Raw genomic sequence first — 14132 nt, 5'->3', positions numbered from 1 at the left:
AAGACGCCCGCGCCGAGCTTGGCGGCGCCGTGCGGGCCGCCCTTGTAGACCGGCAGGTAGAAGGTGAGCGGATTGACCAGGTGGGGAGCCACGTCCTTGGCCAGCACCCGCCGCTCGTGGTGGTTCTCCGCGACCAGCTTGACCGCGCCGGTCTGCAGGTAGCGCAGACCTCCGTGGGCGAGCTTGGAGGAGGCGGAGGAGGTGGCACCGGCGAAGTCGCCGGCGTCCACCATCGCCACCCGCAGCCCGGACTGCGCGGCGTGCCAGGCCACCGAGGTGCCCAGGATGCCGCCGCCGATCACCAGGAGGCCATACGTCGTCTTGGCCAGTCGCTCGCGGGTCTCGGCGCGGCAGGGGGCGGGGCGCGCGCCCAGGGGCTGGTCGCTTCGCAGGCTGCTCATACCGTCCTCAGTGCTCCTCTTCGATCCAGCCGATGGACCGCTCGACTGCCTTGTTCCAGTGCTTGTATTCGCGGTCACGGGTGGCCGCTTCCATCCGGGGGGTCCATTCGGCGGCGCGGTGCCAGTTGGCGCGCAGCGCGTCGGTGTCCGGCCAGAAGCCGACGGCCAGTCCGGCCGCGTACGCGGCGCCGAGGCAGGTGGTCTCGGAGATCATCGGGCGTACCACGGGCGCGTCCAGGAAGTCGGAGATGGTCTGCATCAGCAGGTTGTTGGAGGTCATTCCGCCGTCGACCTTCAGCGCGGTCAGGGCGACGCCGGAGTCCTTGTGCATCGCGTCGGCGATCTCGCGGGTCTGCCAGGCGGTGGCCTCAAGGACGGCGCGCGCGATGTGCGCCTTGGTGACATAGCGGGTCAGGCCCGCAATGACGCCGCGCGCGTCCGAGCGCCAGTACGGGGCGAACAGGCCGGAGAAGGCCGGCACGAAGTACGCGCCGCCGTTGTCGTCGACCGTGCTGGCCAGCGTCTCGATCTCCGCGGCGGTGCTGATCAGCCCCATCTGGTCGCGCATCCACTGGACGAGCGAGCCGGTGACCGCGATGGAGCCCTCCAGCGCGTAGACCGGCGCCTGTCGGCCGATCCGATAGCCGACCGTGGTCAGTAGCCCGCTGTGGGAGTTGACGGGCTGGTGGCCGGTGTTCATCACCAGGAAGGTGCCGGTGCCGTACGTGGACTTGGCCTCGCCCTCGGAGAAGCAGGTCTGGCCGAACAGCGCCGCTTGCTGGTCGCCGAGCGCCGAGGCGACCGGCACGCCGTACAGGACCCCGCCGGCGATGCCGTACACCTCGGCGGAGGAGCGGATCCGCGGGAGGACGGCGGCCGGGATCTCCATGGAGGCGAGAATGCGCTCGTCCCACTCCATGGTGTCAAGGTTCATCAGCATGGTGCGGGAAGCGTTGGTGACGTCGGTGACGTGGACGCCGCCGGACGGGCCGCCGGTGAGGTTCCAGATGACCCAGGAGTCCATGGTGCCGAAGAGGATCTCGCCGCGTTCTGCGCGCTCGCGCAGGCCGTCGACGTTGTCCAGGAGCCAGCGGATCTTGGGGCCGGCGAAGTACGAGGCCAGGGGGAGCCCGGTCTCGCGGCGGAAGCGGTCCTGGTCGACGTTGCGGCCGAGCTCCTTGCAGAGCGTGTCGGTGCGGGTGTCCTGCCAGACGATGGCGTTGTGGACAGGCTCACCGGTGTCCTTGTCCCAGAGGACGGTGGTCTCGCGCTGGTTGGTGATGCCGATCGCTCTGAGGCTGTCGCGGGTGATCCCGGCCTTGTTGAGGGCGCCGGCCACGACCTGCTGGACGTTGGTCCAGATCTCGCTGGCGTTGTGCTCGACCCAGCCCGGTTTGGGGAAGATCTGCTCGTGCTCCTTCTGGTCGACGGAGACGATCCGGCCGTCCCGGTCGAAGACGATGCAGCGGCTGGAGGTGGTGCCCTGGTCGATCGCGGCGATGAACGGGCCGGCGGTGTGCGCGTCGGTCACGGTGTGCTCCTGGAGCGGCTCAATACGGTGCGGGCGCGGCGGGGCTTGATCTACAGGGAAGCCAGCTGGAACAGGGCAGCGCGGATTCAGCTCGTCGACCGCACCAGCCATGGCCTTGTTCGGAGCGACGCTGCTCCGATTCCCGTCCGCTGTTCGACAATGTCGACCGATGGGCGGCAGTCTTGTTGGTCACGGTAATGACGTCAAGAGGTTGCCGGCCGGTAACTTCAATGTTTCAAAAGATCCGGAAGGGCGTGATCCAGGCATCCCGCAGGCGGGAGAGCCGGTGAGAGATAGCGGCGCTTGTTGGCGGGCTGGCGCAGCCCCGGAGCGGGGTCCATGCCGCTGAGGAGGCGGTGTCCGGGGATGCGTGCCTCGTCGACGGAGGTATCGGTCATCGCTGAACTTCCCTGCTGTCACGGCCCCTTGCTGGCTAGTAAGGCCACTTTGAAGCCAGGAAGGGGTAGTGCGCGTAACCTGACAGGCACTCAGGGGGCGACTCAGCTGTCTCCTCGGGCCACGGTTCGCACGTTCCGAAGCGCCGTACGCGTCACCGCCCGCCGCTGTCCTGCCCCCACACAGCTTCCCTGTGCCTCTCAGTCTGCGAGCCGCGAACAGGAGTCGACGATGGGTGCAAAACGCTCGACTGGGAAACCCGGCCGAGCGCCTGCATGAACTCCCCGCGCCGAACCAGGTCGTAGCCCTTCGCCCGCGAGAATCCCAAAGCCCTGGAAGCGTCCTCCACGCTCCTCGTTCCGTCCCAGGTGGCGGCAACACTGCCGCGCACTGCCCGTCGCTGATATCGCGCGAGTTCTGGTTGTGGCGCCCGACTGGGCGGACAGAGTATGTCCGCCGCGTGCAGTGCATATTCGCGCGGCAGGCGCGCCTGCCACACCCGTGCATCACTATGCGTTACCAATGTGCACGGAAAGTGATCGCGCCTGGTCTCTTGGCTGAATTCTGCCTTGTTGCAGCCGGGCGGATCGTCTCATGCATTGAGAGAGGTAGTCGATGGCTGTCGAGACGCGCCCGTCAAAGGCCGCAACGTCGCAGGGAAAAGCGCAGGAACAGGAGCAGCTCAGCCTCAGCACCGGGGCGGCGCGGAACCTTGCGACCACCACCAAGTCCGAACCCCAGATGCAGGGGATCAGCTCGCGGTGGCTGCTGCGGAAGCTGCCGTGGGTCAACGTCCCGGGCGGTTCCTACCGGGTGAACCGACGTCTGTCGTTCACGGTCGGGGACGGAAAGGTGACGTTCGACAAGAACGGGTCCAAGGTTCGTGTCGTCCCCGCGGAGCTTGCCGAACTTCCGTTGCTGCGCGGGTTTGACGACCACACCGCGTTGGGTGCGCTGGCGGACAAGTTCGTCCAGAAGGAATACGACCCCGGTCAGGTCATCGTGCAGGAGGGCCGGAAGGCCGATTACGTCTTCCTCGTCGCGCACGGCAAGGTGGAACAGGTCAAGCCCGCGAAGTACGAGGGCGAGGCCATCGTGGGTCGGCTGTCGGACGGCGACAGCTTCGGCGGCAAGGTGCTCGCGGGGGCGGACGGCAAGTGGGATTTCACGGCCCGTGCGGTGACCTCGACGACGGTCCTGGCGCTGCCGCACAGCGCGTACAAGGCGGTCGCCGGCCAGTGCGAGGCGCTGCGGTCGCACGTCCAGCAGCTCAGCTCCAATGGGCATAGGCCGACGAACAAGGCCGGTGAGGCCGAGATCGAGTTCCTCTCCAGCCACGAGGGCGAACCGACCCTGCCGACCACGTTCGTGGACTACGAACTCAACCCACGCGAGTACGAGTTGAGCGTGGCGCAGACCGTGCTGAAGGTGCACAGCCGGGTCGCCGACCTCTACAACCAGCCGATGAACCAGACGCAGCAGCAGTTGCGGCTGACGATCGAGGCGCTGCGTGAGCGTCAGGAGAAGGAACTGGTCACCAACCCGGACTTCGGGCTGCTCCACAACACCGACTTCGACCAGCGCATCCCGGCTCACTCCGGCCCGCCCACCCCGGACGACCTCGACGACCTGATCAGCATGCGCCGTGGGACCAAGTACCTCTTCGCCCACCCGCGCGCCATCGCCGCTTTCGGCAAGGAGTGCAACAAGCGGGGTATCTACTTCGGCAGTGTCGATGTCGACGGTCACCACATTCCCGCCTGGCGGGGCGTGCCGATCCTGCCGTGCGGCAAGATCCCGATCTCGGAACACCAGACCTCGTCGATCATCGCCATGCGCACCGGCGAGGACAACCAGGGCGTCATCGGCCTGCACCAGACCGGGCTGCCGGACGAGGTCGAGCCCGGACTCAACGCGCGCTTCATGGGAATCGACGAGAAGGCCATCATCTCCTACCTCGTCAGCACCTACTACTCCGCTGCCGTACTCGTCCCGGACGCGATCGGCCTGCTGGAGAACGTCGAGGTACGCCCGCGTGACTGAGCACCCGGTCCGGCGAGTGAAGGAGGGCTGAGGCGATGTCGTTGCTGTCCCAGGTGTTCGCCGCCCCGGCCGCCCATGAGGTGGCGGGCCTGGTGGGCGCCTTGCTGTCCGATCCGGCACGTCCCGGGAAGCAGGACCTGTTCGCGTCGCCGCCGGAACCGGCGGCCGAGCAGCCCACACGGCCGGCGGAGCTGGTGGCGTGGCTTCCCGGCGGCCCGACCGGTCTGGGCACGTCAGCGGCAAGGGCCCTCCTTCCGCCGCCCGCAGACCACGGCCGGTCCGCTCCCACACCCGCGGCCCCGCCCCGCGCCGGTGACCCGATTCCGGGCCTGTACTGCCCGCCCGCTGTGCCGGCCGACCCTGCCAAGATCGCCGAGGTGGACCGGCGACTCGAAGCCTGGGCCCGTGAGCTCACCCTGTTTCCCCCTGAATGGGCAGGGGACTTCGCCGGATTCCAGGTCGGCCGCGCGGTCGTCCTGCAACATCCAGGGGCGGCCGACCTGGAGCGCCTCGTCGTCGCGGGCAAACTGCTGGTCGCGGAGAACGTCGTCGACGACTGCTACTGCGAGGACTACGGCGGGTCCCCCGTCGGCCTGGGCGGCCGGCTCATCATCGCGCAGAGCGCCTTGGACCCCCTGCACACCGCGGACGGTTACCAGCAGCAGTGGCACGAGGGGCTGGGCGCTGACGCTTCGCTGCGCTCCTACGCCGATGCGATCCGGGCCTTCCGGGACATCGCCACGCCCAGCCAGGTCACCCGGTTCATCCACGACATGGCGCGCCTGCACCTGGGGTACCTCGCCGAAGGCGCCTGGGCGCAGACCCGCACCACCCCACCGGTGTGGCAGTACCTGGTGATGCGTCAGTTCAACAACTTCCGGCCCTGTCTGTCCATCGTGGACGCCGTGGACGGCTACGAGCTGCCCGAGCTTCTCTACTCCCGCCCTGAAGTCCAGCGCGTCACGGCGCTGGCCTGCAACGCCACCACGCTCGTCAACGACCTGTACTCCTTCACCAAAGAGATGGCCGTCGACGAGCACCACCTGAACCTCCCGGTGGTGATCGCCGCCGAGGAGCGCCGCGGCCTCAAGAACGCCTACCTGAAGGCCGTCGACATCCACAACGAGATCATGCACGCCTTCGAGGACGAATCCGCCGTCCTGGCCGCCGAAGACCCGGTCCTGGCCCGATACACCACCAGCCTCGCCGCCTGGGTCGCCGGCAACCACGAATGGCACCACACCAACACCTACCGCTACTTCCTGCCCAACTACTGGTGAGAGAGAAGGCAACCGCATGACCACCACAGCGCACCGCGCCAGCGTGGCAGCCGCCCAGGCCATCAGCCCCTACCAGGAGTCGGTGGCCGACTACTGGAACCGTGAGAAGAACCCCGTCAACCTCCGGCTGGGCGAGGTCGACGGCTTCTACCATCACCACTACGGCATCGGCGACGTCGACTGGTCGGTCCTTCAGGGCCCCCAGGACACCCGCGACGAGCGCATCATCGCCGAACTGCACCGCCTGGAGTGCGCCCAGGCCGACTTCCTCGCCGACCACCTCGGCACCGTCGCCCCCAACGACCGCCTCCTGGACTCCGGCTGCGGCCGAGGCGGCGGCAGCCTGGTCGCCAACAAGCGGTTCAACTGCCACGTCGACGGGATCTCCATCTCCGAGACCCAGGTGGCCTTCGCCACCGCGCAGGCCAAGAAGCACGGCGTGGACGACAAGGTGCGCTTCCACCTCAAGAACATGCTCGACACCGGCTTCGCAACCGGCTCGTTCCGCGCCATCTGGAACAACGAGTCCACGATGTACGTCGACCTGTCGACACTGTTCGCCGAATACGCCCGCCTCCTCGCACCCCGCGGCCGATACGTCACCATCACCGGCTGCTACAACGACACGTACGGGCTGCCTTCCCGCGAGGTCTCGACGATCAACGCCCACTACATCTGCGATATTCACCCCCGCTCCGCCTATTTCAGGGAAATGGCGAACAACCGGCTCGTGCCGATCAGCGTGGTGGACCTCACCGCGGCGACCATCCCGTACTGGGAGCTGCGCGCCAAGTCCTCCCTGGTCACTGGCATCGAGGACACGTTCCTGACCGCGTACAAGAACGGCAGTTTCCAGTACCTGCTGATCGCTGCCGACCGGATCTGATCCCGTCGATCGCTTGCGGGGCGGACCTCGGATACACCGGCATGCGCCCCGCAACACTCCATTAAAGGGTCCAGACAGAAGGGGGTGCCCGCTGATGGATTCCGAACTGACGGAGTGGGTGCCGGACCTGCTCCGCAAGAGAAAACGCAACCTATCCAACATGGAGTCCGGCGGTTCGGACTCCTCCCCGGACAGCACAGACGACGTAACGGACCTTGGCGAGGACCGGGTACACCATCAGGAGCATGCCTGACTCGATCCCGCAGCTACTCGCTGATCACAGCAGCCCGCCTTCTCACGGCCGAGAAGCATGGCAGGTGACGACATGAGTACGGCGATCCTCTTCCTCAAAAAAGCGGGGCTCCTCCGCTGACCAGTGCCGGGTGTGAGCCGGGCGCCCGGCAGTTCACGTCCCCTCAACTGACCCGCACGCCGAGCACTACGGTGTGCGGGCCAGATCAGCCGACGCGGCGGACACCAGCGGTTGTGGCGGGGTGAGAACGCCTTGTCGCCACCCAGGTGGCTGGGGTGCGTGCCCGGATGACCGGCGGCCGGGCGCGGGGCACGGATAGGTTCGAGGGCCGGGATCAGTCGCGGAGCATCGCCCCACTGGCCCGGTGTGATGACGAACGCGAGCGGACCTCGGCCGCCCACCCCGACTAGATGGATCTTGCGGAGCACGCCACGGGACACCGGTCTCTGCCGGAAGAGCACGCTGTTGATCACTTGCGATGGCTCTTCCCGCACCCGCCTGGTCCCGCCCGCGTCCTTCGGCAGATGTGGCTCCAACCGAACTCACGCCTGGTCGGACAGGGCACGCGGCCCCGTACCGGCTGGATCGATGTGAATGCCGGCCTGCTCACACGACCCGTCGCACAGTGCCTAGTGGTGGCGTGCCAGCCATGCTGTGGACTGGGCGTGGACCAGCCGCGTGAGGTTGCCCTGCGCGACGTTGAAGTCGATCACATGCAGTCCGCTGAGCGGGCTCTTGGCGTTCGGCTCGGTGAATGCCGAGGTGTCGCCGGAGATCTGGAGCCAGCTGGTGGTGCCGTGGGCGCTCTTGCGGAACTGGCACTCGCCCTTCAGGGCGCTGGGGTGGTGGACGTATCCGGCGGCGGAGTCGGGGACCTTGAATCCGGTCAGTACGGTGCCCATGCTGCCCTTGGGGCTCAGGAGGTGGCCGTTGAGGGTGCGCTGGGTGGGCATGTAGGCGTCGAGCGGCTGCCGTCGGGTGTGGGGCGTGCCGTTGAGCAGTGTGGCGGGGTTGACGCAGAGGACGTGGTTCTTGGGCGAGCTGGTGTGGCCGAACATGTCCTTGGGGCCGGGGCGTTGGGCGTAGCTGGAGTAGGCCACGACGCAGCCGGTCGGCACGGGTTCACGGCGGGATGTCCGCGTGCATGCGGGGAGATGGCGGAACGATGCCGTCGTGACGTCGCCGCCCAGCAGGATCGCTGAGACGAGGTGGCGGCGCACGGCCGGCTTCGGGTCGATCTCGCGGCGCATCATCGCTGTGAGGGCGGTGGCGCCCTGCGAGTGGCCGAGGATCACCACTGCGCGGTGCCGGTGGGTGACGGGGTCGATGCTGTCGTTGTTCCAGTAGTCGCGCCAGGCGCTGTTGATGTCCTCCTGTCCGCGGGTGAGGGCGGCGGACTTGTCGCGGGAGAGGATCTCGGTGAATGCCGCCTGCCGGTAGATCGGGACGAACATCCGGCACGTCCCGGAGAAGCGTGCCGCCTGGGCGAGCATCACGGCCATCAGCTGTTCCTCGGCGGCGCGGGACGCGTTCGCGCCCACCATGTCCACCGTCGGGTAGGCGTAGAAGCAGTCCACCGGCGGCCTCTTGGGCCCGGCGAAGGCTTCCTTACGGCCCGACGGAGACCGCTCGGCGTCCAGCGTCACCGTCTGGCCCGACGGATAGCGCATCGTGAACGAGCCGCCGGAGTCCAGGCGTTGGGGGTTTCCGGTGAGGTCCTGGTTGCAGGGGTTGTCCACCATGCCGGGCTTGCACAGCCAGGCGGTTCTGTCCACGGGGTGGTTGCCCGCTACAGCTGTGGCGTTGGCCGACGCTACAGCCGTACCTGAGAGAAGCGCCAAGGACAGCACGGCAGGGGTCAGCCGGGAAAACAAGGGCATAGTGCTCCTTTGAGGCGACAAAAGGATGATGCGACATGTATCGCTCTGGCTACCTCAACGCGGCCACCGTCCCCGGGTAACGCTCAAGGTCATCTTGTAAGCCCATGAGGTGAGTGCGCCTCAGCACCGCGATAGTGCCTCGACAGGCTGTCGGTAGCACGTCGATGGGGTGGTGCCCCTCCGTCGTCATGGGATGCCAGTGGCACTTGGGGAGAAAGCAACGGAGTAGCCCTTGACCTGCGAGTTTCCCGGATGGGTGGCGAAGGGTACGCCGTTGGGCTCGACGGCCCTGTAGCCGGCGCTGCCGTTCTCCTCCGAGGCCATCTCGTTCGGCTTCGGCGCGGCCTGCGCGATCAGAGGCTTGGGGTCGCCCCTTCACGTAAGCGGATCATTGGCGCCAGGTGACGTATTGCTGGAAGCTGGAGCAGGAGGCGTCGATCGCCCGCTGCGATCGGCATCGATCCAGGTGTCTCTGCCGGGGGACGGCCTCCACCTCGCCGCCAGTCTTGTCGCGTCGGCCCCTCGAACTGCGCCGCGACGTATCGCCCATGCCGGTGATTCGGCCGGCGGCCCCACCGCCCGTTTGGCCGCGGTGGGCGATGGTGGTGCCATATGGTTGCGGACCGTCTCAAGCGTCGGCTTTCCCTCGCATCGATCCCCACCCGGGCCATGCTGCCCGCATTCCTCGCCGCGTTCGCGCTATGGCTACTGGCCGTACCCGCCGCGGCCGCCAGTCCTCTCACGCGGACAAGCGTTCCGCGATGCGAACTCGGCACCTATCTCAGCGATCTGTACGACATCGACCCCGCGAAGGGCAGATTCTCCGCACGGCTCTGGCTATGGACGGTGTGTCCAAACCGGGGTATCGACCCCCTGCCTCACGTGTCATTCTCCAACGCCGACGACCCCGACACGTCCGATCCCAACGTGATCCACCAGGGCGACCAAGTGCTGGATCAGGTGCGAGTCCAGAGCAGTTTCCGGCACGACTGGGACGTACGAGATTTCCCCTTCGACCATCACCGCATCGAGGTGCTCCTCACCCCAATCCAGGACGCGAGCCACTTCCGCTTCACCGTCAACAACAAGGACTCCCAGGTCAACCCGGAGATCCGCCCCCGGGGCTGGCGCCTCACCGGCTTCCGCCTGGTCACCGCCGACAAGCACTACACCACCACCTACGGCGACCGAACCCTCAAACACGGAAGCACCTACAACCGGGTACGCATCCAGATCGACCTCGACCGCTCCGACCCCACCGCCTTCTGGAAACTCACCACCCCGCTCTATCTCGCCCTGCTCATCGCCGCGTCCACCTTCCTCGTCTCCTCCCGTCACGAGGAGTTGGCGACCGCCGAGCGTCTGGAGGGGCTGCACAGTCGGCTCGGGGTTCTCGGCGGAGGGCTGTTCGTCGTGGTGCTCAACATGCAGCAGGTGAACACGCTGATCACCAGCACTATCGGGTTGACCCTTATCGACTGGCTCCACTTGACCACCCTCTCCTTCCTCCTCCTGGCGGTGGCCGGCACCGTGCTCTCCTGGCGCTGGACGGCGGGGGGAGGGGCCGTCGCCCAGGCGGAGCGAATCAGCGCCCGAGGCGCTTGGGCAGGGGTCGCCGGATACGCCCTGACATGCGGCGCCTTGGTGCTCCTGGCCGCCAGGAGATGACTGCCCTCCGGTGCCGGAGGGCCAGCCCACGTCCCGGCAGCAGGCCCGAGTCGTCCGCGTTGCCGCCGACACCACCGCCACGGCCTTGGACGTACCGGCGGAGCGGCTTGCGGTTGAACGCTGTGGCGCTCCCTCGCGTGGAGGGGTCACCAAGCGACAGGCAGCTCGCTCATGCGCTGGAGTACGGTGCCCGGTTGGAAGGCCACCTCCGCCGCGGGGACCGCGAGCCGGAGACCGGGGAAGCGGGTGAAGAGCGTCCGGAAGGCGATCTCCATTTCCGCGCGGGCGAGGTTCTGGCCCAGGCACTGGTGGGGGCCGAAGCCGAAGGCGAGGTGGTGGCGGGTGGACTGGTTCCAGTCCAGGGTGTCCGGTGCCGGATACGCCGCGGTGTCGCGGTTGGCGAGCGAGAGGGACACGATGACGCCCTCGCCCTCACGGATCGTCTGACCGCCGACCTCGATGTCGCTCGTCGCCACTCGCATGATGATGTCGAAGACGGTCAGGAGCCGGAGCAGCTCCTCGATCGCGGCGGGCAGCACCGACCCGTCGTCCCGCAGCACGGCGAGCTGGTCCGGGTGCTCCAGGAGGGCGAAGGTGCCCAGCGAGATCATGTTGGACGTGGTCTCATGGCCGGCGGTCAGCAGGATCATGGCGATCCGTGCCAGTTCGAAGCGGTTCAGCGAGCCCGCGGCGAGCCGGTCCTCGACAAGGTCGTCCAAGAGGCCCTTGCCCCGGCGGAATTCCTTGTGGGCAATCAGATCACTGAAATATTCCATTAGTTGGGAGCGCGCCGTGAGCGCCTGTTCCGGGCCCGCGGTGAACAGGGCCCGCAGCCTTGACTCGAAGAAGCCGCGGTCGGAGTACGGGACGCCGAGCAGCGAGCAGGCCACTTTGGACGGTAAGGGCGCCGCGAAGGCGGACACCAGATCGGCGGGCGGGCCCGCCTCTTGTATGCCGTCCAGCAAGTCGTCGACGAACAGTTGGATCTGTGGTCGCAGGGCGTCGATGCGCTTGGCGCTGAAGCTCGGTACCAGCATGCGGCGTTGGCTAACGTGCTCGGGGCCGTCGACTCCCAGCAGCGGGGTGCGGATGTGCCGGAGCGCCTCGAAGCGCGGGCCGGGCGCGGGGAAGGCCGGGTTCTGCCGGTCGGCGGAGAGCCGTGGATCGGTGAGCAGTTCGCGCGCCTCGGCGTGCCCGGTAACCAGCCAGACCATGCGCCCGTCGTAGAGCTCCACACGGGACAACGGCCGCTGCTCACTCAGTGGCCGATAGCCGGTGGACAGGCGGTAAGGACAGGCGCGATCCTGCGGAAAGGGAAGAGCTTCGGTCACGTAGAGCCTCCCGGAGGACGGGGTGAGGAGCTTCATGGTCAGGAGCGCTGGGAAGAAGTCGGCGTAGTGGTAGCTCCTCACCCCATGCCCATGGAGCCGGAACGCTCATGCACACGAAGTCGACCCTGATACCGGCACGGTCCTCTCGCCCGGCGTCACCGGAACCGTCATCCAGCGAATGCTGCATGGCGGCGGGGCCCGCCCCGGGACCGTCACACCGGAACAGCGGCTGGCGGCGCTGACGGGCTGAACGGGCGAAGCGGCGGGCGGCTCCGCCGCAAGCCCCGGGCTCCGGGGGACGGGCTCAGGGGGACAAGCGAGCTGCCGGCTCGGTCGGGTCTTCCTTTCGGCAGAGGTCCCCATCCTGCAGGGCTGAACGCCGTATGCCGTGTCCAGAGGCGGTTACCTGGAGGCGTCTGAGTAGCCGTACTCAGGCCGCCAGGGTCCGGGGCCGCCACGATGAGGTGCCCGAGAAGTAAGGAGGCCCCGGTGCCCCTGATCGCAGCTGCCCGTGGCCGTTCGGCGAATAGGATCGCCCCGCCCTCGGTGCTCCCCCGCGTCTGCACTGCCGTGGTGGTCGCGGGGGTCGTCGTCTCCGCGTGGGCACCGTACGACCGGATGACCTGGCTACTGGAAGTGGTGTGGGTGCTGGTCGGGCTGCCGCTGGCCGTCCTGGCCTGGCGGCGGTTCCCGCTGACGGGCCTGCTGTGCTGTCTGCTTGCGGCACACGCGCTGGTGCTGGCGCTGGGCGGGCACTACACCTACGCCCGGGTGCCGCTGGGCGAGTGGGTGCGGGACGGACTCGGGCTGGCACGGAACCCGTACGACCGGTTCGGACACCTGGTCCAGGGCTTCGTGCCGGCCGTTCTGGTGCGGGAGCTGCTGAGCCGGACCTCGCCGCTGCGCGGCAGCCGCTGGCTGGCACCGCTCACGGTCTGCGGGTGCCTGGCCTTCAGCGCGGTCTTCGAAATGTTCGAGTGGGCGTCGGCGGTCGTCGGCGGGCATGCGGCGGACGATTTCCTGGCCACGCAGGGCGATGTGTGGGACACCCAGTGGGACATGTTCTGCGCGCTGATCGGTGCCACGGCCGCGCTGTTGCTGCTCAGCAGGTGGCACGACCGGCAGCTGGAGCGGCTGGCCGGCTGACAGGGGCGCCGCTGTTGCTGGATCAGGGCCGGCGGACGGCCGGTGCGGGCCCGGTAGCGGTGGCGGCCTAGGAGAAGGCGTTGAGCGTACGGGCATCGGGGACCGCATCGGCGCCGTAGACGCAGAGGTAGGTCTCGACCGCCTCGTTAGCGGTGCGTTAGCGCCTCGTTAGCTGAGCGGCAGCGCGCGTGATCATGCTGGAAGAGCAACGGACGGACCCTCTCTCACTGGGCGTCCGGATACGAAGACTTCCAGTTGAACGAATGCGACGGGGACCGTTATGCGTGAAATCAGTCGGCGGGGGATGCTCGGACTCGGGGCAGGAGCGGCAGCGGCGCTGTCCGTCGCCGGCTGCTCGTTGTCCGGGGCGTCGGGATCGGGCAAGGTCGGGACGAACCCCGGTGGGATGGTGAAGGCGAAGCCGATAGGTGACGGCTCGACCGCCTACACCGGCAAGCAGCCGAACCAGCCGTCCAAGCCGGAGAAGCTGGAGCCGGGCCAGAAGCCGCCGCAGTTCGTGGTCTTCTCCTGGGACGGGGCGGGCGAGGTGGGCAACGGTCTCTTCCCGCGGTTCCGCAAGCTGGCCAAGGACCACGGTGCAGCCATGACCTTCTTCCTTTCCGGGCTGTATCTGCTGCCCGAGTCGAAGAAGCGCCTGTACCGGCCGCCGAACAACCTCGTCGGCGCCTCCGACATCGGCTACCTCAGCGATGACCACATCAAGGAGACGCTGAAGAACGTGCGTGCCGCCTGGCTGGAGGGCCATGAGATAGGCACCCACTTCAACGGCCACTTCGGCGGCAAGGGCCCGGGCTCGGTGATGCACTGGACGCCCGCTCAGTGGCAGTCCGAGATCGACCAGGCCATGGACTTCGTCACCAAGTGGCGTACGAACACCGGCTTCACCGACCTCGAACCGCTGCCCTTCGACTATTCCAAGGAACTCATCGGCGGCCGCACCCCTCAACTGCTCGGCCAGGACAACCTGCTGCCCACGGCGCGCAAGCTCGGCTGGCGCTACGACGCCAGCTCCCCCGGCGGCAACCAGGTCTGGCCCGACAAGAAGCAGGGCCTGTGGAACTTCCCGCTCCAGCTGATGCCGTTCCCCGGCCACGCCTTCCAGGTCCTCTCGATGGACTACAACATCCTGGCCAACCAGGGGCAGGGCACCACCAAGGGCCCGCCGGCCAACTACCCGGCCTGGCGCAAGCAGGCAACCGATGCCTACATCGCCGGTTTCCAGCGGGCGTACGAGACGAACCGGGCCCCCTTCTTCGTCGGCAACCACTTCGAGCAGTGGAACGGCGGCATCTACAT

11 protein-coding genes and 1 pseudogene are annotated in these 14132 nt (G+C 67.7%); 6 read left to right on the top strand and 6 right to left on the bottom strand.

Annotation, left to right across the window (positions count from 1 at the left end):
• From AB0I10_RS37385 to AB0I10_RS37375, 3 genes are all read right to left on the bottom strand, one after another.
• Window positions 1–401: FAD-dependent oxidoreductase (locus tag AB0I10_RS37385; RefSeq protein ID WP_363157208.1), on the bottom strand; the 401-nt coding region annotated here is incomplete at its 3' end.
• A 7-nt stretch (window positions 402–408) separates the two neighbouring features.
• Complete coding sequence (gene glpK, locus AB0I10_RS37380) at window positions 409–1932, bottom strand: glycerol kinase GlpK (protein ID WP_363157207.1); 1524 nt, start codon at window positions 1930–1932, stop codon at window positions 409–411.
• 227 nt (window positions 1933–2159) lie between these two features.
• Window positions 2160–2330, bottom strand: coding sequence for a hypothetical protein (locus AB0I10_RS37375; RefSeq protein ID WP_363157206.1), 171 nt, complete (start codon window positions 2328–2330; stop codon window positions 2160–2162).
• Between the two features lie 613 nt (window positions 2331–2943).
• On the opposite strand from AB0I10_RS37375, the gene AB0I10_RS37370 reads away from it, so the two are divergent.
• The 3 genes from AB0I10_RS37370 to AB0I10_RS37360 are packed head-to-tail and all read left to right on the top strand — an operon-like array spanning window position 2944 to window position 6537.
• Complete coding sequence (locus tag AB0I10_RS37370; protein WP_363157205.1) at window positions 2944–4371, top strand: family 2B encapsulin nanocompartment shell protein; 1428 nt, start codon at window positions 2944–2946, stop codon at window positions 4369–4371.
• A gap of 35 nt (window positions 4372–4406) precedes the next feature.
• Window positions 4407–5651: a family 2 encapsulin nanocompartment cargo protein terpene cyclase gene (locus AB0I10_RS37365; protein ID WP_363157204.1), complete on the top strand. Its 1245-nt coding sequence runs from the start codon at window positions 4407–4409 to the stop codon at window positions 5649–5651.
• Window positions 5652–5667: 16 nt separating this feature from the next.
• Entirely contained in the window at window positions 5668–6537 is an 870-nt protein-coding gene (locus tag AB0I10_RS37360) for a geranyl diphosphate 2-C-methyltransferase (protein ID WP_363157203.1), read from the top strand.
• Between the two features lie 480 nt (window positions 6538–7017).
• On the opposite strand, the pseudogene AB0I10_RS37355 reads toward AB0I10_RS37360, so the two are convergent.
• Both AB0I10_RS37355 and AB0I10_RS37350 read right to left on the bottom strand, forming a co-directional pair.
• Window positions 7018–7221, bottom strand: a pseudogene (locus tag AB0I10_RS37355) (IS5/IS1182 family transposase); the annotation flags it as partial.
• Window positions 7222–7419: 198 nt separating this feature from the next.
• A complete protein-coding gene (locus AB0I10_RS37350; protein WP_363157202.1) occupies window positions 7420–8670 on the bottom strand; it encodes a DUF3089 domain-containing protein in 1251 nt (416 codons plus the stop codon).
• A gap of 882 nt (window positions 8671–9552) precedes the next feature.
• On the opposite strand from AB0I10_RS37350, the gene AB0I10_RS37345 reads away from it, so the two are divergent.
• Entirely contained in the window at window positions 9553–10338 is a 786-nt protein-coding gene (locus AB0I10_RS37345; RefSeq protein WP_363157201.1) for a hypothetical protein, read from the top strand.
• Between the two features lie 146 nt (window positions 10339–10484).
• Here the strand turns inward: AB0I10_RS37345 and AB0I10_RS37340 are convergent, their stop codons facing one another.
• Entirely contained in the window at window positions 10485–11669 is a 1185-nt protein-coding gene (locus AB0I10_RS37340; protein ID WP_363157210.1) for a cytochrome P450, read from the bottom strand.
• 618 nt (window positions 11670–12287) lie between these two features.
• Here AB0I10_RS37340 and AB0I10_RS37335 point away from each other — a divergent pair.
• Window positions 12288–12815 carry a DUF2238 domain-containing protein gene (locus AB0I10_RS37335; RefSeq protein WP_363157209.1) on the top strand — a complete coding sequence of 176 codons (528 nt, stop codon included), beginning with the start codon at window positions 12288–12290 and terminating at the stop codon, window positions 12813–12815.
• 280 nt (window positions 12816–13095) lie between these two features.
• On the top strand, window positions 13096–14132 hold a 1037-nt coding region (locus AB0I10_RS37330; RefSeq protein ID WP_363157200.1), incomplete at its 3' end, for a hypothetical protein.

This window comes from Streptomyces sp. NPDC050636, assembly GCF_040654775.1.
In the GTDB taxonomy this organism is placed as follows: Bacteria; Actinomycetota; Actinomycetes; order Streptomycetales; family Streptomycetaceae; genus Streptomyces.
This window is presented reverse-complemented; position numbering and strand designations above follow the sequence as displayed.

Excerpts from the sequence above, each read along its gene's own strand:
- AB0I10_RS37370 (WP_363157205.1), top strand. The coding sequence starts at position 2,944 with ATGGCTGTCGAGACGCGCCCGTCAAAGGCCGCAACGTCGCAGGGAAAA.
- AB0I10_RS37375 (WP_363157206.1), bottom strand. The coding sequence starts at position 2,330 with ATGACCGATACCTCCGTCGACGAGGCACGCATCCCCGGACACCGCCTC.
- AB0I10_RS37360 (WP_363157203.1), top strand. The coding sequence starts at position 5,668 with ATGACCACCACAGCGCACCGCGCCAGCGTGGCAGCCGCCCAGGCCATC.
- AB0I10_RS37365 (WP_363157204.1), top strand. The coding sequence starts at position 4,407 with ATGTCGTTGCTGTCCCAGGTGTTCGCCGCCCCGGCCGCCCATGAGGTG.
- AB0I10_RS37335 (WP_363157209.1), top strand. The coding sequence starts at position 12,288 with ATGACCTGGCTACTGGAAGTGGTGTGGGTGCTGGTCGGGCTGCCGCTG.
- AB0I10_RS37350 (WP_363157202.1), bottom strand. The coding sequence starts at position 8,670 with ATGCCCTTGTTTTCCCGGCTGACCCCTGCCGTGCTGTCCTTGGCGCTT.